Here is a 20,931-nt window from a genome sequence, read left to right as displayed (position 1 = left end):
CCCCCGCGAAGAGCGCGGTATGGGCAACGTCTAGAGTGGCGTGGTACGCGCGAGCACCGTCGGACGTTGACGCCCGGCGCGGCTCGCTGGGATGTCTCTGTCAGGGGTGTGCGTGACGGCCGTCGAATCCCGTCCTGTGGGGGTGCTCGGGACGAGCCCCGCCAACCGGCCATTCGGGGCCCGCGTCAAGGCGTTCGTGGCGCTGACCAAGCCGCGGATCATCGAACTCCTCCTGATCACGACCGTCCCGGTGATGTTCCTCGCCGAGCAGGGCGTGCCCGACCCGTGGCTGGTGTTCCACACCTGCTTCGCCGGCTACCTCTCGGCGGGCGGCGCCAACGCGCTGAACATGTACATCGACCGCGACATCGACGCGCTGATGGACCGTACGTCGCAGCGGCCCCTGGTCACCGGCATGGTCTCGCCCCGCGAGGGCCTGGTCTTCGGTCTCGCGCTCGCCGTGGTCTCCACGCTCTGGTTCGGCCAGTTCGTCAACTGGCTGTCGGCCTGGCTCGCGCTCGGCGCGCTGCTGTTCTACGTCGTCGTCTACACGATGATCCTCAAGCGCCGGACCACCCAGAACATCGTCTGGGGCGGTATCGCGGGCTGTATGCCGGTCCTCATCGGCTGGTCGTCCGTGACCGACTCGATGTCGTGGGCCGCCGTCATCCTCTTCCTCGTCATCTTCTTCTGGACGCCGCCGCACTACTGGCCGCTGTCCATGAAGGTGAAGGAGGACTACGCGCGCGTCGGTGTCCCGATGCTGCCGGTCGTCGCCTCCAACACGGTCGTCGCCCGCCAGATCGTCCTCTACAGCTGGGTGATGGTCGGCGTGTCCCTGCTGCTCCAGCCGCTCGGCTACACCGGCTGGTTCTACACGGCCGTGGCGCTGGCCACCGGCGGCTGGTGGCTGTGGGAGGCGCACGCCCTCCAGGCCCGGGCGCGGGCGGGGGAGTCGGGCGTGAAGCTCAAGGAGATGCGCCTGTTCCACTGGTCCATCACCTACGTCTCGCTGCTCTTCGTGGCGATCGCCGTGGACCCCTTCCTGCGCTGACGCGCGGCTCCGGCACCGCCGGGCGCGGCGCCTTCCGGACGGGCGCGTGTCCAAGGCCACGCGGCACGGACGTCGCCAGTCGATCTACCCCCGAGTAGCATCCTGTTCATGGCAGACACCACCACCAAGCAGGCCGAACGCAAGGCGGCGAGGCTCGCCAAGCAGATCCAGGCGTTCTCGGCGGCGCACGGCGGCGCCGAGGGCCAGCTCGCCTACCTCGGGCAGATGGGCACGCGCATCGTGCTCGTCGGTGAGGACGGCGGCTGGGGCGACCTCGTGGCGCCGACGCACGACATCGCGCGCCGCGCCGCCGAGAAGTCCGGCATCACACTGCACGACTCCTTCGACGGCGAGTTCGCGGCGAAGGTGCGCACCGGACCGTACGAGTGGAGCCGGATGGCCGGCCTCCAGATCGGCGGCCCCTCCAACGCCGCCTGAGCGCGGGCTCCACACGCCCACGGCACGGGCGGGCTCCACACACCCCCGGCGCGTTCCGCGGCTCGCGGGGCGCGTGGAGCGCCTGTGCGGAACCGAGCAACACCTTGCGCGGGGTTCACCCGTTAGGACCTGTGGAAGCACGTACGTCGCATCTCATGGCGTCCACCGCAGGGAGCCCCCGCAATGATCGACCCCCCGACGCTGGTGGACCAGTACTGCCACGGGGTGCTCCGCACGGAGCTGGGCATCGGCACGTTCGAGGCGCAGCTCGGCCGCGACACCGGGCCGCCCGCGCCCGGCACCACCTTCTTCGACACCCAGACCGGCTTCGCGGTACGGCGCTGGTGCCCGCCGCTGCTCGGCCTGGAACCCCACTGCACCCCCGCCCGCTATCTGGCCCGGCGCCGCGAACTCGGCGTCCTGGAGGCCGGGCGGCGGCTGCTGCGGGCGACCGGCATCTCCACCTATCTGGTCGACACCGGGCTGCCGGGCGACCTGACGGGCCCGGCCGAGCTCGCCGCCGACGGCGCGGCCGACGCCCACGAGATCGTGCGCCTGGAGCCGCTCGCCGAACAGGTCGCCGACACCTCCGGCACCGTGGACGCGCTCCTCGCCAACCTCGCCGAGGCCGTGCACGCCGCCGCAGCGGGCGCCGTCGCCCTCACCTCCGCCGCCGCCGTACGGCACGGGCTCGTCCGCGCGCCCGAACCACCCGGCCCCGGCGAGGTGCGCGGCGCCGCCGGGCGCTGGCTGGCCCGCCGGCAGGCCGGCGAACCGCTGGACGACCCCGTGCTGCTGCGGCATCTGCTGTGGATCGCGGTGTCCACCGGCCGGCCGCTCCAGCTCCACGTGGGCGCCGACGACCCGACGCCGCTCGCCGGCTTCGCCGCGGCCACCACCGGACTCGGTACGGATCTCGTGCTGCTCCACGGCTACCCGTACCACCGGCAGGCCGCGCAGCTGACCAGCGCCTTCGCCCATGTGTACGCCGACCTGGGCCCCGCGCTGTCGCGGACGGGCGCGCGGGCGGCGGCGGTGCTGGCGGAGGTCCTGGAACTCGCGCCGTTCGGCAAGCTGCTGTTCTCCAGCGGGGCCCGGGGGCTGCCCGAACTGCACGTGGTGGGCGCGCGGGCGTTCCGCGAGGCGCTGAACCGGGTGCTCGCCGAGTGGGTCGGCGACGGCGCGTGGTCCCGTAGGGACGCGCAGCGGGTCGCGGGCATGATCGCCTCGGGGAACGCCCGCCGCGTCTACGGCCTGGCGGGGGCCTAGGCGGCCGAACCCCGCGCCGCAGGTCGGCGCGGGCGAGCGCCGCCTCCGTCGCCTAGGCCGCCGGGGTCAGGGCCGCGTCGCCGGTCTGCGCGGGGATGCCGGGCGTGGTGGCGGGGCGCTCGCGCAGCGACAGGGCGAGCCGCAGCACGGCGACCCACAGCAGCGACGAGCCGAGCATATGGGCGCCGACCAGGATCTCGGGGACCCCGGTGAAGTACTGCACGTACCCGATCAGGCCCTGCGCCAGCAGCACCAGCAGCAGGTCCCGGGCGCGCGCCCTGATGTCGTCCGGAGCGTCGACCACGCGCAGCACGAAGAACATGGCGACCGCCAGCACGCACACGATCCAGGCGAACGCCGCGTGCGCCTGCGCCGTGGTGGCGTAGTCGAACGGCATGCGCGGGACGTCGCTGCTGTCACCCGCGTGCTGTCCGGTGCCGGTCACCACCGTGCCCGCCGCGATCAGCACGCCCGACACGACCACCAGCGACCAGCCCAGCTTCCGCACCGGGCCCGGCACGCGGGGGCGCGGGGCGCCGTCGCCCTCGCCGGCCCGCAGCCAGGTGACCACGGTCACGGTGAGCAGCGCGTTGGCCGCGAGGAAGTGGACGGCCACGGTCCAGGGGTTGAGCTCCATCCGTACCGTGATGCCGCCGATCACGGCGTTGAGCAGCACGATCCAGAACTGGAGCCAGCCGAGCCGGCTCAGCTGCCGCCGCCACGGCTTGGTGGAGCGGGTCGCGACGATCGCCCACCCGACAGCCGCGGACACGACGTACGTCAGCAACCGGTTGCCGAACTCGATCACGCCGTGAATGCCCTGCTCCGGCGTGGTGAACAGACTGTCGTCCGTGCACTTGGGCCAGGTGTCGCAGCCCAGGCCCGAGCCGGTCAGCCGGACGGCGCCGCCCGTGACGATGATGAGGACGGTCATGACGACGGCGGACAGCGTGGCCCGCCGCACTGTCCGGGGGGACGGCGTCCAGCGCTGGGCGATGAGAGCGAGGGGGGTCAGCACGGGCACCATCGTAGGCGGCCGCTTGTGCGTGGATTCACGAGGGGTGGGCAAAGCGGACGCGTCTACTCCCAGCGGAAGAACCGGGCTGCCGCGCCCAGCCCGAGCACCGCCCAGGCGGTCAGCACGCCGAGCTCGCCCCAGGGCAGTCCGGCGCCGTGCTGGAGCACGTCCCGCAGGCCGCCCGACAGCGCCGAGATCGGCAGCAGCTCCAGCACCGGGCGGGCCGCGTCCGGGAACCGCTCCAGCGGCACGATCACTCCGCCGCCCACCAGGAGCAGCAGGAACACCAGGTTCGCGGCGGCCAGTGTCGCCTCCGCCTTGAGCGTCCCCGCCATCAGCAGGCCGAGCCCCGAGAAGGCCGCGGTACCGGCGACGAGCAGCAGCGCGACGGAGAGCGGGCCGCCGTGCGGTGACCAGCCCAGACCGAAGGCGATCGCCGTCAGCAGGGCGATCTGGAGGATCTCGGTGACCAGCACCGACAGGGTCTTGGCCGTCATCAGCGCCCAGCGGGGCAGCGGGGAGGCGCCGAGCCGCTTGAGCACCCCGTACCGGCGCTCGAAGCCCGTCGCGATGGCCTGCCCGGTGAACGCCGTCGACATCACGGCCAGCGCGAGGACGCCCGGCGCGAGGAAGTCCACGGCCTCACCGCCGCCGCCCGCCGTCCCCGTGGGCACGGCGACGATGTCGACCGTCGAGAACAGCACCAGCAGCAGCGACGGGATGATCACCGTCAGCAGCAGCTGTTCGCCGTTGCGCAGCAGCATCCTCGTCTCGAAGGCGGCCTGTGCGGCGATCATCCGTCCGACGGGCGCCGCGCCCGGCTTCGGCGCGTACGTTCCGGTGGCCCTCCCCCCGGCGGCGCCCGTTCCCCCGCCCGTACCCGTACCCGTGCTCATGCGCGCAGCTCCCTGCCGGTCAGCTCCAAGAAGACGTCCTCCAGCGTGTGCCGCTCGACCGAGATGCCGTCCGGCATGACGCCGTGCTGCGCGCACCAGGTGGTGACCGTGGCGAGCAGCTGCGGGTCGACCGTGCCGCTGATGCGGTACGCGCCGGGGGTGAGCTCGGCGGCGGCCGTGCCGTCGGGCAGGGCCTTCAGCAGGGAGCCGAGGTCGAGACCGGGGCGGCCGGTGAAGCGGAGGGTGTTCTCGGCGCCGCCCCGGCAGAGCTGCTCCGGGCTGCCCTGGGCGACGACCCGGCCGGCGTCGATGATCGCCACGTCGTCGGCGAGCGTCTCGGCCTCGTCCATGAAGTGGGTGGTGAGGACCACGGTGACACCGTCGGCGCGCAGCTCGCGCACCAGGTTCCAGGTGGAGTGGCGGGCCTGCGGGTCGAGGCCGGCGGTCGGCTCGTCCAGGAAGACCAGCTCGGGGCGGCCGACGACCGCCATCGCGAGGGCCAGGCGCTGCTGCTGTCCGCCGGAGAGCCGGCGGTAGGCGGTGCGGCCGCAGGAGCCGAGGCCGAGGCGCTCGATCAGCGCGTCCACGTCCAGCGGGTGCGCGTACAGCCTCGCCGTGTGGCGGAGCATCTCGTCGGCGCGGGCGCCGGAGTAGACGCCGCCCGACTGGAGCATCACGCCGATGCGGGGGCGGAGCCGGGCCGCGTCCGCGACCGGGTCGAGGCCGAGGACCCGCACGGTGCCGGAGTCGGCGCGGCGGTAGCCCTCGCACGTCTCGACGGTGGTGGTCTTGCCGGCCCCGTTGGGCCCGAGGACGGCGGTGACGGTGCCCGCGCCGACGTCGAGGTCGAGCCCGTTCACCGCGGTCTTGGTCCCGTACCGCTTCACCAGGCCACGGACCTGGACGACGGACTCGTATCGCATGGCAACGCAGTCTAGAGAGCACCCGGTCGGCCCCATGGCGCGGGTCGGGCCGCCCCCGGGCCCGCCTCGGACGGGGGCCGGCGGGACGGCTCGGCGGCGCCCGTCCCTGGCCTGCGGATTCATCCCACCAATGATCGTTTTCCCAGGTCAGGTTAGGTTTCCCTAAGTGATGCACGGCACCGTCCGGTGATCCGGACGCGGCTTGTCACTCGTTGAAGAATTACGCAACAATGGCGTTGTGAAAAACGTCGGCGAGGCTTCCGCGGCACCAGTGGAGGAGCTCGCGACCGGGGAGCGCTCCACGCGCAACCGGGTCGCGCGGTCCATCCTGGACCACGGCCCGTCCACCGTCGCCGAGCTCGCCAAGCGCCTCGGCCTCACCCAGGCCGCCGTGCGCCGCCACCTCGACGCCCTCGTCGCCGACGACGTCGTCGCCCCGCGTGAACAGCGCGTCTACGGCGCCCGTACCAGGGGCAGGCCCGCGAAGGTCTTCGCGCTCACGGACTGCGGCCGGGACGCCTTCGACCAGTCGTACGACACGCTCGCCCTGGACGCGCTGCGCTGGATCGAGCAGAACGCGGGCGGCGAGGCCGCCGTCGCCGCCTTCGCCCGGGACCGGATCGAGGCCCAGGCGGAGACGTACCGCGAGGCCGTCGAGACCGCGCCGCCCGAGCGGCGCACCGAGGCGCTGGCCAAGGCCCTGAGTGCCGACGGGTACGCTGCGACGGCGCGCAACGCGCCGGTCGGGCAGCAGCTCTGCCAGCACCACTGCCCGGTCGTCCACGTCGCGGAGCGCTACCCGCAGCTCTGCGAGGCGGAGACGGAGATCTTCTCCCGTCTGCTCGGCACGCATGTGCAGCGACTGGCGACCATCGCCCACGGCGACGGGGTCTGCACGACGTACATTCCGGACGGCGCGCCGCAGGCCCCGGGGGCACCGCCCACCACACAGACCAGCACACCACCAGCATCCGCAAGCACGGCCGGGAGGAACCCCGCATGACCACCGAGATCAGCCACCCCGAGCTCGAGGGCCTGGGTCGGTACGAGTACGGCTGGGCCGACTCCGACGAGGCCGGTGCCGCCGCCAAGCGCGGCCTCTCCGAGGCCGTGGTCCGCGACATCTCCGGGAAGAAGAACGAGCCGGAGTGGATGCTGAAGCTGCGGCTGAAGGGTCTGCGTCTGTTCGACAAGAAGCCCATGCCGAACTGGGGCTCCGACCTGTCCGGCATCGACTTCGACAACATCAAGTACTTCGTCCGGTCCACCGAGCGCCAGGCCGAGTCCTGGGAGGACCTGCCCGAGGACATCAAGAACACCTACGACAAGCTCGGCATCCCCGAGGCGGAGAAGCAGCGCCTCGTCGCCGGTGTCGCCGCCCAGTACGAGTCCGAGGTCGTCTACCATCAGATCCGCGAGGACCTGGAGGAGCAGGGCGTCATCTTCCTGGACACCGACACCGCGCTCAAGGAGCACCCGGAGCTCTTCCAGGAGTACTTCGGCACGGTCATCCCGGTCGGCGACAACAAGTTCGCGTCGCTGAACACCGCGGTCTGGTCCGGCGGCTCCTTCATCTACGTGCCGAAGGGCGTGCACGTCGAGATCCCGCTCCAGGCCTACTTCCGGATCAACACCGAGAACATGGGCCAGTTCGAGCGGACGCTGATCATCGTCGACGAGGACGCCTACGTCCACTACGTCGAGGGCTGCACCGCCCCGATCTACTCGTCGGACTCGCTGCACAGCGCCGTCGTCGAGATCATCGTCAAGAAGGGCGCCCGCTGCCGTTACACGACCATCCAGAACTGGTCGAACAACGTCTACAACCTGGTCACCAAGCGCGCGGTGGCCTACGAGGGCGCGACCATGGAGTGGGTCGACGGCAACATCGGCTCCAAGGTGACGATGAAGTACCCGGCCGTCTACCTGATGGGCGAGCACGCCAAGGGCGAGACCCTGTCCATCGCCTTCGCGGGCGAGGGCCAGCACCAGGACGCCGGCGCCAAGATGGTCCACATGGCCCCGAACACCTCCTCCAACATCGTCTCCAAGTCGGTGGCGCGAGGCGGCGGCCGCACCTCCTACCGCGGTCTCATCGAGATCGGCGAGGGTGCCCCCGGCGCCAAGTCGAACGTGCTCTGCGACGCGCTGCTCGTGGACACGATCTCCCGCTCCGACACGTACCCCTACGTGGACGTGCGCGAGGACGACGTCTCCATGGGCCACGAGGCGACCGTCTCCAAGGTCTCCGACGACCAGCTCTTCTACCTCATGAGCCGCGGCCTGTCCGAGGACGAGGCCATGGCCATGATCGTGCGCGGCTTCGTCGAGCCGATCGCCAAGGAGCTCCCGATGGAGTACGCGCTGGAGCTCAACCGGCTCATCGAGCTGCAGATGGAGGGCGCGGTCGGCTGACCCGCCCCGCGGCCCCGAGACTTGACGACGTACGCACGTAGGAAGAGAAATCACGACAGCCATGGCTGAGTCCCAGACCTCCCCCACGTCCTCGACTGCGCCCGGACAGGGGGGACCCCCGGCGGCGGGCTCCACCACCGCCGGCTCCATCGCGGTGGCCGCGGAGTCGACCGTCGCCACCCGGATGAGCGCGCCCCCCTCCTTCGACGTCGCGGACTTCCCCGTCCCGCACGGCCGGGAGGAGGAGTGGCGGTTCACGCCGCTGGAGCGGCTCCGCGGACTGCACGACGGTACGGCCGTCGCCACCGGTGACGGCGTACGGGTCGAGGTGGAGGCGCCCGAGGGCGTCACCGTCGAGACCGTCGCCCGCGACGACGTGCGGCTCGGCAGGGCGGGCACGCCCGTCGACCGGATCGCCGCCCAGGCGTACTCCGCGTTCGAGAAGGCCTCGGTCGTCTCCGTGCCCAAGGAGGCCGTCCTCACCGAGCCGATCCGGATCTCGGTGCACGGCCAGGGCGGCGTCGCCTTCGGCCACCAGGTCGTCGAGCTCGGCGCGTTCGCCGAGGCCGTCGTGGTCATCGACCACACCGGCGACACGGTGCTCGCCGCCAACGTCGACTTCCTCGTCGGCGACGGCGCCAAGCTCACCGTCGTCTCCGTCCAGGACTGGGACGACAAGGCCGTCCACGTCGCCCAGCACAACGCGCTGGTCGGCCGCGACGCCTCCTTCAAGTCCGTCGTCGTCACCTTCGGCGGGGACGTCGTCCGCATCCACCCGCGCGTCACCTACGCGGGCACCGGCGGCGCGGCCGAGCTGTTCGGCCTGTACTTCACCGACGCGGGCCAGCACCAGGAGCACCGCCTCCTGGTCGACCACAACACCCCGCACTGCACGTCGAACGTGGCCTACAAGGGCGCACTCCAGGGCGACGGCGCGCACGCCGTCTGGATCGGCGACGTCCTCATCCGCGCCGCGGCCGAGGGCACCGACACCTACGAGCTCAACCGCAACCTGGTCCTCACGGACGGCGCCCGGGTCGACTCCGTGCCGAACCTGGAGATCGAGACCGGCGAGATCGCCGGCGCCGGCCACGCCTCCGCCACCGGCCGCTTCGACGACGAGCAGCTGTTCTACCTGATGGCCCGCGGCATCCCGCAGACCGAGGCCCGCCGCCTCGTCGTCCGCGGCTTCTTCGCCGAGCTGGTCCAGCAGATCGGCCTGCCCGACGTCGAGGCCCGCCTCATCGACAAGATCGAGGCCGAGCTGGAGGCGTCCGTCTGATGACCTTCGTCCGCGCCTGTGGGCTGAGCGAGCTGGAGGACGACACCCCCAAGAGGGTGGAGATCGACGGCACGCCGGTCTCCGTCGTCCGCACCGAGGGCGAGGTGTTCGCGATCAACGACATCTGCTCGCACGCGAACGTCTCCCTCTCGGAGGGCGAGGTGGAGGACTGCTCGATCGAGTGCTGGCTGCACGGCTCCAGCTTCGACCTCCGTACCGGCAAGCCGTCCGGCCTTCCCGCGACGCGCCCCGTCCCCGTATACCCCGTAAAGATCGAAGGGGACGATGTGCTCGTCTCCGTCACCCAGGAGTCCTGAGTCACCCATGGCAACGCTTGAAATCCGCGACCTGCACGTCTCCGTCGAGGCCGACAACGCCACGAAGGAGATCCTCAAGGGCGTCGACCTGACCGTGAAGCAGGGCGAGACCCACGCCATCATGGGCCCCAACGGCTCCGGCAAGTCCACCCTCGCCTACTCCCTCGCGGGCCACCCCAAGTACACGATCACCGGCGGCACCGTGACGCTGGACGGCGAGGACGTCCTGGAGATGTCCGTCGACGAGCGCGCCCGCGCCGGTGTCTTCCTGGCCATGCAGTACCCGGTCGAGGTCCCGGGTGTCTCGGTCAGCAACTTCCTGCGCACCTCCGCCACCGCCATCCGCGGCGAGGCCCCCAAGCTGCGCACCTGGGTGAAGGAGGTCAAGGAGGCCATGGAGCGCCTCAACATGGACCCGTCCTTCGCCGAGCGGAACGTGAACGAGGGCTTCTCCGGCGGTGAGAAGAAGCGCCACGAGATCCTCCAGCTGGAGCTGCTCAAGCCGAAGATCGCGATCCTGGACGAGACCGACTCCGGCCTGGACGTCGACGCCCTGCGCATCGTCTCCGAGGGCGTCAACCGGGTCCGTGAGAGCGGCGAGGTCGGCACCCTGCTGATCACCCACTACACGCGCATCCTGCGTTACATCAAGCCCGACCACGTGCATGTCTTCGCCGCCGGCAAGATCGTGGAGTCGGGCGGCCCCGAGCTGGCCGACAAGCTGGAGGCCGAGGGCTACGAGGCATACACGAAGGGCGGCGTATCCGAGTGACGACACAGCTTCCGGGCCTCCTCGACACCGAGGCGATCCGCAAGGACTTCCCGATCCTGGACCGGGTCCTCCACGACGGAAAGAAGCTCGTCTACCTGGACAACGCGGCCACCTCGCAGACGCCGCGCCAGGTGATCGACGTGCTCAGCGAGTACTACGAGCGGCACAACGCCAACGTCCACCGTGGGGTGCACGTCCTGGCCGAGGAGGCCACGGAGCTGTACGAGGGCGCCCGCGACAAGGTCGCCGCCTTCATCAACGCGCCGAGCCGCGACGAGGTGATCTTCACCAAGAACGCCTCGGAGTCGCTCAACCTCGTGGCGAACATGCTGGGCTGGGCCGACGAGCCCTACCGCGTGGACCACGAGACCGAGATCGTCATCACCGAGATGGAGCACCACTCCAACATCGTTCCGTGGCAGCTGCTGTCGCAGCGCACCGGCGCGAAGCTGAAGTGGTTCGGCCTGACCGACGACGGGCGCCTCGACCTCTCCCGCATAGACGAGGTCATCACCGAGAAGACGAAGATCGTCTCCTTCGTGCTGGTGTCCAACATCCTCGGCACGCTCAACCCGGTCGAGGCCATCGTGCGCCGCGCCCAGGAGGTCGGCGCGCTCGTCCTCATCGACGCCTCGCAGGCCGCCCCGCACATGACCCTGGACGTCCAGGCGCTGCAGGCCGACTTCGTGGCGTTCACCGGCCACAAGATGTGCGGCCCGACCGGCATCGGCGTGCTGTGGGGCCGCCAGGAGCTCCTGGAGGACCTCCCCCCGTTCCTCGGCGGCGGCGAGATGATCGAGACCGTCTCGATGAGCTCGTCCACCTACGCCCCGGCGCCGCACAAGTTCGAGGCGGGTACGCCTCCGATCGCCCAGGCCGTGGGCCTCGGCGCGGCCGTGGACTACCTGTCCGCGATCGGCATGGACAAGATCGCCGCGCATGAGCACGCGATCACGGAGTACGCCATCCAGCGCCTCCAGGAGGTGCCCGACCTGCGGATCATCGGCCCGGTGACGGCCGAGGACCGCGGCGCGGCGATCTCCTTCGTGCTCGGCGACATCCACCCGCACGACGTGGGCCAGGTGCTCGACGAGCAGGGCATCGCGGTCCGGGTCGGCCACCACTGCGCCCGGCCCGTCTGCCTGCGGTACGGAATTCCCGCGACCACGCGGGCGTCTTTCTATCTGTACTCCACGCCGGCCGAGGTCGACGCCCTGGTCGAAGGCCTGGAGCACGTCCGTAATTTCTTCGGGTAGAGGCGGCTACTTGTGAAGCTGGATTCCATGTACCAGGACGTCATCCTGGACCACTACAAGCACCCGCACGGGCGGGGCTTGCGGGATGGCGACGCCGAGGTGCACCACGTCAACCCGACGTGCGGCGACGAGATCACGCTGCGCGTCAAGTACGACGGATCGCGGATCGCGGACGTGTCGTACGAGGGGCAGGGCTGCTCCATCAGCCAGGCGTCCGCCTCCGTACTGAATGAACTCCTCGTCGGCAAGGAACTCGCCGAGGCGCAGCGGATCCAGGGCACGTTCCTGGAGCTGATGCAGTCCAAGGGCAGGATCGAGCCGGACGACGCCATGGAGGAGGTGCTGGAGGACGCCGTGGCGTTCGCCGGTGTCTCCAAGTACCCGGCCCGGGTGAAGTGCGCCCTGCTGAGCTGGATGGCCTGGAAGGACGCGACCGCCCAGGTGATGGGTGAGGGCGCGGAGAGGAAGACGGCATGAGCGAGAACGAGACGGTCCAGACGAAGCCGGCGTCCGAGGAGGAGGTCCGCGAGGCGCTCTACGACGTCGTCGACCCCGAGCTGGGCATCGACGTCGTCAACCTCGGACTCATCTACGGGATCCACATCGACGACTCCAACGTCGCCACGCTGGACATGACGCTGACGTCCGCGGCCTGCCCGCTGACCGATGTGATCGAGGACCAGGCGAAGGCCGCGACCGACGGCATCGTCAACGAGCTGAAGATCAACTGGGTCTGGATGCCGCCGTGGGGCCCGGACAAGATCACCGACGACGGCCGCGAGCAGCTGCGCGCGCTCGGCTTCAACGTCTGAGCCGTCCGCGTCGACAACGGCTGTGCCCTCGGGACGTCCCGGGGGCACAGCCGTTTCTCATGCTCGGCGGCCTCTCACGCCCGGCCGTCTACCACGATCCGGCGGGCGCGGTCGGCTCGGCCACCGCCGCGGCGGCGGCCAGGGACGGGGCGAGGTCCTCGGTACGGATGCGCCGGTCCACGTACAGCAGCGCCGTCACGAGCTGGGGGAACGCGGACGTGATGGCCTGCCCCAGCAGCTGGCCGAGCAGGGTGAACAACATGCCGACCATGAACGCCGTCATGATCAGCTCCATGTCCACGGTCCCGGACGCCGGCGCGACCATGGTGCCCGGGAGCAGGTTCAGGAACGACAGCGGTATCTGGATCACCATGGCCGCCACGGCGGCGATCACGAAGCCGAGCAGCGAGATCCCGAACACCCGCCACCAGTCGCCGCGCACCAGCCGCGCGGAGCGGGACAGGGCCGCGACCGCGCCGCCGCCCTCGAAGACCACGACCGCCGGGGCGAGGCTGAACCGCACCCAGAGCCAGACGGCCGCCGGAGCGGCGGCCAGCCCGCCCAGCAGCCCCAGGGCGATGAGCCATCCCGGTGGACCGGCCGGATCAGAGACGGCCCTCGACAGCAGCGTCAGGTTCAGTGCGAAGAAGCCCAGCCCGAACAGCAGCAGGGGCAGCGCACCGATGCACCACATCAGCAGCAGCGCGCGGATCACCGCCCCCACCCGGGACCAGGACCGGCGCCAGACGGCACCGAACGTCGTCGGCCGGCCCAGTACGGCCTCCCGCAGGACGACCGAGCAGCCCGCGCTCACCAGCGCCTGCGCGATGACCATCGCGAACATGCTGAACAGCCACACCGCCGCGAACGCGAGCATCAGCGGCCACATGTCGTCCACGGTGGGCGGCCGCGTGCCAGGCTCGGACAGCACCTCTTCAAAGAGGTCCCGGAACGGCACATACGCGGCGGCCAGGGCCACGCCGATCAGCACCACCGCCATGCCGTAGGCGAGCAGCGCGACACCCAGCAGCCGCGTCCAGTGCCGTCCCAGCGTCGCGAAGGCGCCTCCCAGGATGTCGCCCAGGGTGAGCGGTGCCAGGGGTATCACCCCCGGCTTCGGGGGCGGCGGAGGCCACCCGCCCCAGCCGTAGCCGCCGCCGTACCCGCCGTACGAGCCGGGCGGCGGTCCCGGCTGTCCCGGATGCGGGCCAGGGGGCGGTCCCGGCTGTGGTCCCGGGGGCGGTCCCCACCCCGTGCTGTCCGTCATGCGCGTGCGTCCCCTGTCGCCGGTCCCGATGTGACGGCACACGGTAACCGGGGCCGCCGCGCGGGGGTACTCCGGGGGCGACCGGGAGGTGAGACCGGTTCGCACCGGCGGCGTCCGGGCGGTTAGGTTCGGGGCATGACTTCTGCACCTCGCTCCACCGGCGCCGTCGCCGCCGGCCTCGCCACGATCGCCGGTGACGGCACCGTTCTCGACACCTGGTTCCCCGCCCCCGAGCTCGCCGATGAGCCCGGTCCCGCCGGGACCGAGCGGCTCACGCCCGACCAGGCCGTGAACCTCCTCGGTGAGGGCGCCGCCAAGGCCGTCGGCGTGGACGCCCGCCGGGGCGTCGAGGTCGTCGCCGTGCGCACCGTGATCGCCTCGCTGGACGACAAGCCGCTCGACGCGCACGACGCGTACCTGCGTCTGCACCTGCTCAGCCACCGTCTGGTCAAGCCGCACGGCCAGAACCTGGACGGCATCTTCGGCCTGCTCGCCAACGTCGCGTGGACGAGCCTCGGCCCGGTCGCCGTGGACGACGTCGAGAAGGTGCGGCTCAACGCCCGTGCCGAGGGCCTGCACCTCCAGGTCACCAGCATCGACAAGTTCCCGCGCATGACCGACTACGTCGCGCCCAAGGGCGTGCGCATCGCCGACGCCGACCGCGTCCGGCTCGGCGCGCACCTGGCCGCCGGCACGACCGTGATGCACGAGGGCTTCGTCAACTTCAACGCGGGCACGCTCGGCACGTCCATGGTCGAGGGCCGGATCTCCGCCGGTGTCGTCATCGGCGACGGCTCGGACATCGGCGGCGGCGCCTCCACCATGGGCACCCTGTCCGGCGGCGGCAACGTGATCATCTCGGTCGGTGAGCGCTGCCTGATCGGCGCCGAGGCGGGCGTCGGCATCGCGCTCGGCGACGAGTGCGTCATCGAGGCCGGTCTCTACGTGACGGCCGGTACCCGGGTCACCATGCCCGACGGGCAGATCGTCAAGGCCCGTGACCTGTCCGGCGCGTCGAACATCCTCTTCCGCCGCAACTCGGTCACCGGCACCGTCGAGGCCCGTCCGAACAACGCGGTGTGGGGCGGACTCAACGACATCCTCCACAGCCACAACTGATTCGGGTGACGCCGCGTGACCTTTCCGCCGTTCGGGTGGATAAGCAGGTCGACGCGGGATCACACGAAACGGCAAGGCGAGGAACCGACATGAAGACCATCAGGCGGGTTGCCCCGGGACTGCTGACGCTCACGATCGTGCTGCCGGTCCTGCTGCCGTCCGGTGCCGCGTACGCGGACGAGGCGAACCGGGGTTCGCACAACGGGCCGCGCGTGGCGCTGATCTCGACCGGTCAGATCGACGACCCGATGGAGGACGTGCTGGAGCACGTCGCGATCCTCGGCCGCAACATCGTCAGCGGCTGACCGGTTCCTCGTACGCCCCGTGCGGCCCGTCGACCGTCTCCCGGTCGGCGGGCCGCGGCGGTTCGCGCGCCGGACCCGCGTCCGGCAGCGCGGGCTGAAGGCCCGCTTACTTCTTCTCCGCGCGACGCGCAAGCGCTGCTGAACAGTGCATGGCCTGCCCGGGAGGGGGGTACTCGCGCCGGGCCCGAGAAGGAAGGGAGGCGATCCGCCGTGGCCGGAGAACCCTCGGTCGGCGAACTCGTGAAGCAGGCGTCGGAGCAGCTCTCCGACCTGGTCAAGGTCGAGATGCGCACCGCGCAGGCCGAACTGGCGCAGAAGGGCAGGCGTGCGGGGGTCGGCGGTGGTCTGCTCGGCGCAGCCACAGCCGTCGGGTACATCGGACTGATGGCCCTGGCCGGGACGCTGGTGGCGCTGCTCGCGCTGGCCCTGGAGGTGTGGGCCGCGGCCCTGATCGTGACGGGTGTGCTCTTCGTCGTGGCCGCCGTGCTGGCGCTGGCCGGCCGCGCGCAGCTGAAGCGCGCGGTGCCACCGCTGCCCGAGCGCGCCGTCGACAGCATCCGCTCGGACGTCGACGAGATCAAGGAGAAGGTCCACCGATGACAGACCGGACGCAGCGAACACACGGGACGTCGGAAGCCCAGGGACCCGACGCACTGCGCCGCGAGGCGGCGCGCAAACGCCAGGAGCTGGGCGAGACGATCGAACAGCTGGTGGCGAAGGCGGACGTCAAGAGGCGGGCCGCGCACCTGGTGCACGACAGGACCCCGGAGGCCGTACGCGTGCGGGCGGGTCATGCCGTCGAGACCGGCCGCCGCCACCCGGGGCCGGTGCTCGCGGTCGGCGCCGCGGCGCTCGCCGGCGGGATCCTGCTGGGTCGGAAGCTGCACAACGGCCACACGAGGCGGTGACCGGCATGGCGCGGGAGCGGTCGGCGGAGCCACAGCGGCAGAAGAAGGACAGGACCAAGAAGAAGAGGAAGAAGCAGAAGCTGCTCTACCGGCCCGTCGGGATACTCCTCGGCGTGCTGAGCGGTGCCGTGGCGACCGCGCTCTTCAGCCGCCTCTGGCGGATGGTCGGTGGCGGCGACGAGGCGCCCGAGGCTCTGGACGAGGACCGGGAATGGCGGGAGGTGCTGTTCGCGGCGGCCCTCCAGGGCGCGATCTTCGCGGCCGTCAAGGCCGCCGTCGACCGCAGCGGCGCGGCCGGTGTCCGCCGGCTGACCGGCACCTGGCCGGCGTGATCGCCCCGTTCACCGAACGGCCTTGACCTCGACCTTGGTTGACCTTTCAGGATGGTCGGGCCGGCGCACCACCGGGGTGTGCCGGCCAGAGGAGGCCGACCAGCCATGTCCGACGCCACGCCCCGCACCACCACCGACGCCACGCCCCGCACCACCGGCGGCACCGCCGCGACCCCTCACAGCACGACCGCCGCGCCGTCCGTACGGGTCGTGCCGGACGCCCGCCCCGATCTGACCCGCCCCGGCGTGGGCGTCGTCAAGGTCAGCACCTGGCGGGTCGGTACGCCGGAGCGGCAGCGTGCCGCCGTCGACGCCGTCGCCCGCACCTGGCGGAGCCGCCCGTGGCCGTACGACGGGCTGCTCTCGTACAGCGTCCTCATCGGGGAGGACGGGGACACGCTGCTGCACTACTCGCAGTGGCGCGGCGAGGAGCACTTCCAGGAGTACGTCCGCTCCTACCGCGACGAGCGGAACGCCGAGATCGACGCCGCCGTCCCCGGGATCGAGCGCGTCGCCCTGGAGTCGTACACCCTCCATCGCAGTACGTCCCCGGCCGCCGACGCCACCCCTGCCCCGGGGTGCGTCGTCATCGTGGAGGTGCGGTTCGACGGTCCCGACGCCGCCCGGCAGCGGCACTGGGTGGACCTGGTGTTCGACGCGCTGGACAGCGACCCTGCCCCGGCTCCCGGCGGTATCTCCGGTCACTTCCACACCAGCCTCGACGGCACCCGGGTGCTCAACTACGCGGAGTGGGAGAGCGCCGATGCCCACCGGCGGGCGCTGGCGGGGCCGGGTGACGGCGTCGGCTCCGGCACCCCGCAGTGGCGGGCGGTGCAGCGGCACCCCGGTGTCGTCGGCAGCACCGTGACGCGCTACGCGCCCGCGCTGAGTCTCGTCGCGGGCGCGTAGGGCGCTGCCGGTTACGGGCGGAAGCGCAGCACCTGCGGGTCGTGGTCGCTGTTCTGGTCCGCGAACTCGGCGTTGATGTGCACGCTGTCGTAGTCGAAGTGGCGGATCGCCGGGCTGGTCAGGATCTGGTCGAGGACCTGGCTGTTGCCCTGGTAGACGTACGAGTAGCGCTCGCTGCGCGGCAGCGACAGCACGGCCGGGTACAGAGCTCCGCCGTCCGTCAGCGCCTGCGTCGTCGCCGAGAACTCGAAGTCGTTGATGTCGCCGAGCACGACGACGTCGGCCTTCTTCTGGACGGCGAGGATGTCCTTCACGAAGGCGTTGACGAGCTCGGCCTGCTGAAGGCGCTTCACCTCGGAGGAGCGGTTCGGCGGCTGGCGGTGGGCGACGAGCGACTCGTCCCCGCCCTTCGAGCCGAAGTGGTTCGCGATGACGATGACCGGGCGGCCGAGGAAGGTGAACTCGCCGGCCAGCGGCTTGCGGCTGTTGTCCCAGGCGGCGTTCGCCGGCTCGATCCGGCCGGGGGAGTGGGTGAGGGCGGCCTTGCCCCACTTCTTGACCACACCGGTCGCCGTCGACGCGTCGGCGGCACCCCGGTCGGTGAACGACACCCGCTCGGGGTTGAACAGGAACACCTGGCGGATGTTGCCGCCGGGCTCGCCGCCGTCCTTGTTGTTCGCCGGGTCGATGGAACGCCAGTCGTACGCCGGGCCGCCGGCCGCCGTGATCGCGTCCGTGAACTTCTTCAGCGTCTCGTCGGCCGCGACCGTACCGTCGTTCTTCGGGCCGTTGTTGTCCTGGATCTCCTCCAGGGCGAGGATGTCCGGCGACGCGAGGTTCTCGACGACCGCCTTGGCGAGCGCGTCGAACTTCTCCTGCGGGTCGGCCGGGTCGAGGTTCTCCACGTTGTACGTGGCGATCGCCAGCTCGCTGCGGTGCTGCCTGCGGGTCTTCTCCCGCGCCAGGCCCCGGTCCTCGACGGTGCCGAGGGTGCGGGCGGCGATGGTGTAGCCGCCGTACTGGTTGAAGTCGAACGGGCCCTCGGTCTCACCGGCCAGCACGTCACCGACGTTCGCGGTGGGGAACGGCTTCTGGGCGATCGGGGTCAGCGACTGCACCTTGACGCGCCCGGTGTTCTGCGCGGTGTAGGAGCCGTAGACGGTGCCGCCGCGGCGGTTCGCGTTCTCGTCCGGCTTCACCGTCACCCACAGCTCGGAGTGCGCGGACGCGCCGACGATCCGGGACGTGCCGATGCGGACGTTCGTGCCCTCCAGGGACTCGTAGTAGTCCAGCGCGTAGGCGTCCGGCCGCAGGGTCAGGCCGTTGACGGACCCGGCCGCGGCCGGGTCGCCCTCCGGCGCGTACACGTCCGGGACGGTCTCGGCCGTGATCACCACGGGCGCGGGCACCGGGTTGCCGGAGGAGACGACCGTGACGGTCGGCTTGGCGATCTGCGTCAGCGACTGGTTGCCGGACGAGGTGCCGCCGGGGATGTACTCGCCGACCGTGCCCGACACCTTGACGGCGTCGCCGACCGCGACGGTCGGGTTCGAGCTGGTGAAGACGAAGACGCCCTCGCTGGTGGCGGGGTTGGCGTCGGTCTCGGGGTCCTGGATCCAGAAGCCCTTGGAGCCGTAGGCGCGTACACCGGTGACGATGCCGAAGACATCGGTGACGCGCTGCCCGACGAGCGGGGATATGCGCGTGGTGCCCTGAATGTCATGGATGCGCACGCCGTTGTCGGCGGCGGCGACGGAGGCACCGGTGAGCAGGCCGCCGGCCAGTGCGGTCGCCACGAGGGCGGAGACTGCGGCGGTTCTCGGCAAGGAGGAATGCATAGAGCGCTCCGGAACTGATGGGAGGTGAGGGTGAGGAAGGAGACGGAGGGGGATGTGGATCCATGCGGGGATCTACGCGCGTCAATCTCTTGTCTGACCATGCCACTTGTCAAGAGCTGTCAGGTGTACGGAATCCGACAGGTGTGTGAACCGCCGGACGTACACCCAAATGCGTCTACGCTGGGGGCCGCTTGGACCACTGCCCCCGCCGAGGAGAGACCCAGATGTCCGAAGACCGCCCGACCCTGCCGCCGGTGCGGCTCCCCTCGGACGCGGAGCTCGCACGGGACGCGCTCGCCACGCCGCTGCTGGGACGCGCCGTACGGCTGGCGCGCTGGGCCGGGCCCGGGACGCGCGTGGGCGCCGGCGGCGAACTCGTGGACGAGCAGCTGCCCGCCGCCGCCGAGACGCTCGGGCTCGCACCGGACGAGGACGGCGCCGCGTACGCCAGTGAGGCATGGCGGGTCGCGGTCGACACCGGGCTCGTCGCGGTCGAGGACCCGGCGGACGACGAGGGCGACGACGAGCCCGCCCAGGGCACGGTCACGGCGGGGGAGACCCTGCCCCTGATCACGTCCGGCGGGCCGCAGGACGTGCTGGCCCTGTGGCTGGACGGCCTGGAGACGGTGTTCGCCGACGCGACCGCGCCCCTCATGGACGACATCGAGGCGCTGGTCGGCGACGACGGCGAGATCGACTTCGAGGCCCTGGACTGGGACCCCGAGGCGGAGACCGCGTTCCTCGACGGGGTGCTCGGCAACCTCTACCTGCTCACGGTCACCGAAGGCGGTGCGGGCGACGGGCCGGTGCCGCTGCCCGCGCTCGCCGCGTCGATGATCGTGCCCGACGACATGGGCGAACCGACCGACGACGTCCTGGAGCAGGTCTCCGAGGCGATGATGCGGCTGGACGACCAGTTCCGGCTGCTGGAACCCATCGGCCTGGTCGAGTACCAGCCGGTCGACGAGGCCCTGATGGTCGAGGAGGGCCAGGAGGCCGGGCCGGCGGCGCCCTCCGTCGACGACGAGGACGTCTCGCGGTACGGCATGGTCCGGCTGACCCCCCTCGGCCTGTACGGCATCCGCAGCCGGATGCTGGAGGCGGGCGTGCACGCCCCCGCGATCGGCGACCTCGCCGACAAGGGCGCGGACGTGCTGCTCGACGGGCTCGCCCACTACGCGGAGGCGTCGGCGCGGGCCGAGACCGAGCAGTGGCTCACCCGGCGTGAACCGCTGTCCGCCGCGCGCGACCTGCTCGCCGCAGCGAAGGGCACGGACGCGGGCTCGCCGCTGCGCCGTCTGCACTGCCAGCAGGCCCTGGCCCTGGTCGGCGCTGACGCGGAACCCGCGGTACGCGACGTCCTGGGCGATCCGGAGCTGGGCGGCCTCGCGCGGGTCTGGCTGGCGGAGCGCGGCGCGGCTGACGTGCCCGCGCCACCGGAGTCCATGATCTTCTGGCTGGCCGTCGACACGATCGCGGCGCAGCTCGACGCCAGCGGCGACCTGGCCGAACTCCAGGAGCTCATCGAGGGCCTGACGGGCCAGCACAGCGGGTTCTTCGACGCGGCATGGCGGGTGGACCACCCGGCGACGCCGGAGGTCCTGGAGGCGATGGGCCGCCTCCACCGGGACAAGCGGCTCGCCAAGGACGCCCGCAAGGCCGCCTTCAAGGCCCGCTCCCGCACCGGCGGCTGACACCGCGCGGGGCGGCGCCTGACACCGCGCGGGCGGCGCCGCCCGCGCGAGGCCGGTCAGGCGGGGCCGCCAGGGTGTGCGGCCCGCGCGGGCGGTCCCCGGCCTTG

General features: G+C 71.5%; 23 protein-coding genes. 18 read left to right on the top strand and 5 right to left on the bottom strand.

What is annotated here, in order from left to right:
• Positions 1–112: 112 nt before the first annotated feature.
• The 3 genes from ACGF5U_RS00645 (at position 113) to ACGF5U_RS00635 (ending at position 2,761) form a co-directional block, all read left to right on the top strand.
• Entirely contained in the window at positions 113–1,054 is a 942-nt protein-coding gene (locus tag ACGF5U_RS00645) for a heme o synthase (protein WP_392714221.1), read from the top strand.
• 108 nt (positions 1,055–1,162) lie between these two features.
• The gene (locus ACGF5U_RS00640) at positions 1,163–1,492 is read left to right on the top strand and encodes a hypothetical protein (RefSeq protein WP_392714223.1); all 330 of its coding nucleotides are present in this window, start codon (positions 1,163–1,165) and stop codon (positions 1,490–1,492) included.
• 183 nt (positions 1,493–1,675) lie between these two features.
• Positions 1,676–2,761: an amidohydrolase family protein gene (locus tag ACGF5U_RS00635; RefSeq protein WP_392714225.1), complete on the top strand. Its 1,086-nt coding sequence runs from the start codon at positions 1,676–1,678 to the stop codon at positions 2,759–2,761.
• Positions 2,762–2,813: 52 nt separating this feature from the next.
• Here ACGF5U_RS00635 and ACGF5U_RS00630 read toward each other — a convergent pair whose 3' ends face one another.
• The 3 genes from ACGF5U_RS00630 to ACGF5U_RS00620 are packed head-to-tail and all read right to left on the bottom strand — an operon-like array spanning position 2,814 to position 5,598.
• Positions 2,814–3,788: a heme A synthase gene (locus ACGF5U_RS00630; RefSeq protein ID WP_392714227.1), complete on the bottom strand. Its 975-nt coding sequence runs from the start codon at positions 3,786–3,788 to the stop codon at positions 2,814–2,816.
• 53 nt (positions 3,789–3,841) lie between these two features.
• On the bottom strand, positions 3,842–4,675 hold the full coding sequence (locus ACGF5U_RS00625) for an ABC transporter permease (RefSeq protein WP_392714229.1): 834 nt from the start codon (positions 4,673–4,675) through the stop codon (positions 3,842–3,844).
• Positions 4,672–5,598: an ABC transporter ATP-binding protein gene (locus tag ACGF5U_RS00620; protein WP_392714231.1), complete on the bottom strand. Its 927-nt coding sequence runs from the start codon at positions 5,596–5,598 to the stop codon at positions 4,672–4,674. Before ACGF5U_RS00620 ends, ACGF5U_RS00625 begins: the two co-directional genes overlap by 4 nt.
• Before the next feature lie 238 nt (positions 5,599–5,836).
• On the opposite strand from ACGF5U_RS00620, the gene ACGF5U_RS00615 reads away from it, so the two are divergent.
• The 8 genes from ACGF5U_RS00615 to ACGF5U_RS00580 all read left to right on the top strand — a co-directional run bounded on the left by ACGF5U_RS00615 (position 5,837) and on the right by ACGF5U_RS00580 (position 12,452).
• On the top strand, positions 5,837–6,601 hold the full coding sequence (locus ACGF5U_RS00615) for a helix-turn-helix transcriptional regulator (RefSeq protein WP_392714233.1): 765 nt from the start codon (positions 5,837–5,839) through the stop codon (positions 6,599–6,601).
• Positions 6,598–8,013 carry a Fe-S cluster assembly protein SufB gene (sufB, locus tag ACGF5U_RS00610; RefSeq protein ID WP_392714235.1) on the top strand — a complete coding sequence of 472 codons (1,416 nt, stop codon included), beginning with the start codon at positions 6,598–6,600 and terminating at the stop codon, positions 8,011–8,013. Before ACGF5U_RS00615 ends, sufB begins: the two co-directional genes overlap by 4 nt.
• 184 nt (positions 8,014–8,197) lie before the next feature.
• Positions 8,198–9,295, top strand: a complete 1,098-nt coding sequence (gene sufD / locus ACGF5U_RS00605) for a Fe-S cluster assembly protein SufD (protein WP_392714415.1) — start codon at positions 8,198–8,200, stop codon at positions 9,293–9,295.
• On the top strand, positions 9,295–9,612 hold the full coding sequence (locus ACGF5U_RS00600) for a bifunctional 3-phenylpropionate/cinnamic acid dioxygenase ferredoxin subunit (protein ID WP_392714237.1): 318 nt from the start codon (positions 9,295–9,297) through the stop codon (positions 9,610–9,612). The genes sufD and ACGF5U_RS00600 overlap by 1 nt, the downstream gene beginning before the upstream one ends.
• Before the next feature lie 7 nt (positions 9,613–9,619).
• Positions 9,620–10,384 (top strand): Fe-S cluster assembly ATPase SufC, encoded by a 765-nt coding sequence (gene sufC, locus ACGF5U_RS00595; RefSeq protein ID WP_392714239.1) that lies wholly within the window; start codon positions 9,620–9,622, stop codon positions 10,382–10,384.
• On the top strand, positions 10,381–11,640 hold the full coding sequence (locus ACGF5U_RS00590) for a cysteine desulfurase (protein ID WP_392714241.1): 1,260 nt from the start codon (positions 10,381–10,383) through the stop codon (positions 11,638–11,640). The genes sufC and ACGF5U_RS00590 overlap by 4 nt, the downstream gene beginning before the upstream one ends.
• Before the next feature lie 12 nt (positions 11,641–11,652).
• Positions 11,653–12,117, top strand: a complete 465-nt coding sequence (gene sufU / locus ACGF5U_RS00585) for a Fe-S cluster assembly sulfur transfer protein SufU (protein WP_392714243.1) — start codon at positions 11,653–11,655, stop codon at positions 12,115–12,117.
• A complete protein-coding gene (locus ACGF5U_RS00580; RefSeq protein WP_392714244.1) occupies positions 12,114–12,452 on the top strand; it encodes a metal-sulfur cluster assembly factor in 339 nt (112 codons plus the stop codon). Before sufU ends, ACGF5U_RS00580 begins: the two co-directional genes overlap by 4 nt.
• A gap of 88 nt (positions 12,453–12,540) precedes the next feature.
• Here ACGF5U_RS00580 and ACGF5U_RS00575 read toward each other — a convergent pair whose 3' ends face one another.
• Positions 12,541–13,560 (bottom strand): hypothetical protein, encoded by a 1,020-nt coding sequence (locus ACGF5U_RS00575; protein ID WP_392714246.1) that lies wholly within the window; start codon positions 13,558–13,560, stop codon positions 12,541–12,543.
• Positions 13,561–13,854: 294 nt separating this feature from the next.
• On the opposite strand from ACGF5U_RS00575, the gene dapD reads away from it, so the two are divergent.
• From dapD to ACGF5U_RS00545, 6 genes are all read left to right on the top strand, one after another.
• Positions 13,855–14,838 carry a 2,3,4,5-tetrahydropyridine-2,6-dicarboxylate N-succinyltransferase gene (dapD, locus tag ACGF5U_RS00570; RefSeq protein WP_392714248.1) on the top strand — a complete coding sequence of 328 codons (984 nt, stop codon included), beginning with the start codon at positions 13,855–13,857 and terminating at the stop codon, positions 14,836–14,838.
• 89 nt (positions 14,839–14,927) lie between these two features.
• A complete protein-coding gene (locus ACGF5U_RS00565) occupies positions 14,928–15,143 on the top strand; it encodes a hypothetical protein (protein WP_392714250.1) in 216 nt (71 codons plus the stop codon).
• Between the two features lie 210 nt (positions 15,144–15,353).
• A complete protein-coding gene (locus ACGF5U_RS00560; protein ID WP_392714252.1) occupies positions 15,354–15,743 on the top strand; it encodes a phage holin family protein in 390 nt (129 codons plus the stop codon).
• Positions 15,740–16,051: a DUF3618 domain-containing protein gene (locus tag ACGF5U_RS00555; RefSeq protein ID WP_392714254.1), complete on the top strand. Its 312-nt coding sequence runs from the start codon at positions 15,740–15,742 to the stop codon at positions 16,049–16,051. The genes ACGF5U_RS00560 and ACGF5U_RS00555 overlap by 4 nt, the downstream gene beginning before the upstream one ends.
• A 5-nt stretch (positions 16,052–16,056) precedes the next feature.
• Positions 16,057–16,383, top strand: a complete 327-nt coding sequence (locus ACGF5U_RS00550) for a DUF4235 domain-containing protein (RefSeq protein WP_392714256.1) — start codon at positions 16,057–16,059, stop codon at positions 16,381–16,383.
• Between the two features lie 105 nt (positions 16,384–16,488).
• Entirely contained in the window at positions 16,489–17,292 is an 804-nt protein-coding gene (locus ACGF5U_RS00545; protein ID WP_392714258.1) for an antibiotic biosynthesis monooxygenase, read from the top strand.
• A gap of 11 nt (positions 17,293–17,303) precedes the next feature.
• On the opposite strand, the gene ACGF5U_RS00540 is transcribed toward ACGF5U_RS00545, so the two are convergent.
• Entirely contained in the window at positions 17,304–19,130 is a 1,827-nt protein-coding gene (locus ACGF5U_RS00540; protein WP_392714260.1) for an endonuclease/exonuclease/phosphatase family protein, read from the bottom strand.
• 224 nt (positions 19,131–19,354) lie between these two features.
• Between ACGF5U_RS00540 and ACGF5U_RS00535 the strand changes: the two genes are divergently transcribed.
• Entirely contained in the window at positions 19,355–20,824 is a 1,470-nt protein-coding gene (locus ACGF5U_RS00535) for a hypothetical protein (protein ID WP_392714262.1), read from the top strand.
• The last annotated feature ends 107 nt before the right edge of the window (positions 20,825–20,931 follow it).

The organism is Streptomyces sp. NPDC047886, assembly GCF_043204435.1.
Classification (GTDB): domain Bacteria; phylum Actinomycetota; class Actinomycetes; order Streptomycetales; family Streptomycetaceae; genus Streptomyces.
Note: the sequence above shows the minus strand (reverse complement) of the source record. Positions and strands in the feature narration are given on the sequence as shown.

Coding starts and splice junctions, on each gene's coding strand:
- ACGF5U_RS00630 (WP_392714227.1), bottom strand. CDS start 3,788: ATGGTGCCCGTGCTGACCCCCCTCGCTCTCATCGCCCAGCGCTGGACG.
- ACGF5U_RS00545 (WP_392714258.1), top strand. CDS start 16,489: ATGTCCGACGCCACGCCCCGCACCACCACCGACGCCACGCCCCGCACC.
- ACGF5U_RS00620 (WP_392714231.1), bottom strand. CDS start 5,598: ATGCGATACGAGTCCGTCGTCCAGGTCCGTGGCCTGGTGAAGCGGTAC.
- sufC (WP_392714239.1), top strand. CDS start 9,620: ATGGCAACGCTTGAAATCCGCGACCTGCACGTCTCCGTCGAGGCCGAC.
- ACGF5U_RS00565 (WP_392714250.1), top strand. CDS start 14,928: ATGAAGACCATCAGGCGGGTTGCCCCGGGACTGCTGACGCTCACGATC.
- ACGF5U_RS00540 (WP_392714260.1), bottom strand. CDS start 19,130: ATGCATTCCTCCTTGCCGAGAACCGCCGCAGTCTCCGCCCTCGTGGCG.
- ACGF5U_RS00580 (WP_392714244.1), top strand. CDS start 12,114: ATGAGCGAGAACGAGACGGTCCAGACGAAGCCGGCGTCCGAGGAGGAG.
- ACGF5U_RS00640 (WP_392714223.1), top strand. CDS start 1,163: ATGGCAGACACCACCACCAAGCAGGCCGAACGCAAGGCGGCGAGGCTC.
- ACGF5U_RS00635 (WP_392714225.1), top strand. CDS start 1,676: ATGATCGACCCCCCGACGCTGGTGGACCAGTACTGCCACGGGGTGCTC.
- ACGF5U_RS00555 (WP_392714254.1), top strand. CDS start 15,740: ATGACAGACCGGACGCAGCGAACACACGGGACGTCGGAAGCCCAGGGA.
- ACGF5U_RS00550 (WP_392714256.1), top strand. CDS start 16,057: ATGGCGCGGGAGCGGTCGGCGGAGCCACAGCGGCAGAAGAAGGACAGG.
- dapD (WP_392714248.1), top strand. CDS start 13,855: ATGACTTCTGCACCTCGCTCCACCGGCGCCGTCGCCGCCGGCCTCGCC.
- sufB (WP_392714235.1), top strand. CDS start 6,598: ATGACCACCGAGATCAGCCACCCCGAGCTCGAGGGCCTGGGTCGGTAC.
- sufD (WP_392714415.1), top strand. CDS start 8,198: ATGAGCGCGCCCCCCTCCTTCGACGTCGCGGACTTCCCCGTCCCGCAC.
- ACGF5U_RS00625 (WP_392714229.1), bottom strand. CDS start 4,675: ATGAGCACGGGTACGGGTACGGGCGGGGGAACGGGCGCCGCCGGGGGG.
- ACGF5U_RS00535 (WP_392714262.1), top strand. CDS start 19,355: ATGTCCGAAGACCGCCCGACCCTGCCGCCGGTGCGGCTCCCCTCGGAC.
- ACGF5U_RS00600 (WP_392714237.1), top strand. CDS start 9,295: ATGACCTTCGTCCGCGCCTGTGGGCTGAGCGAGCTGGAGGACGACACC.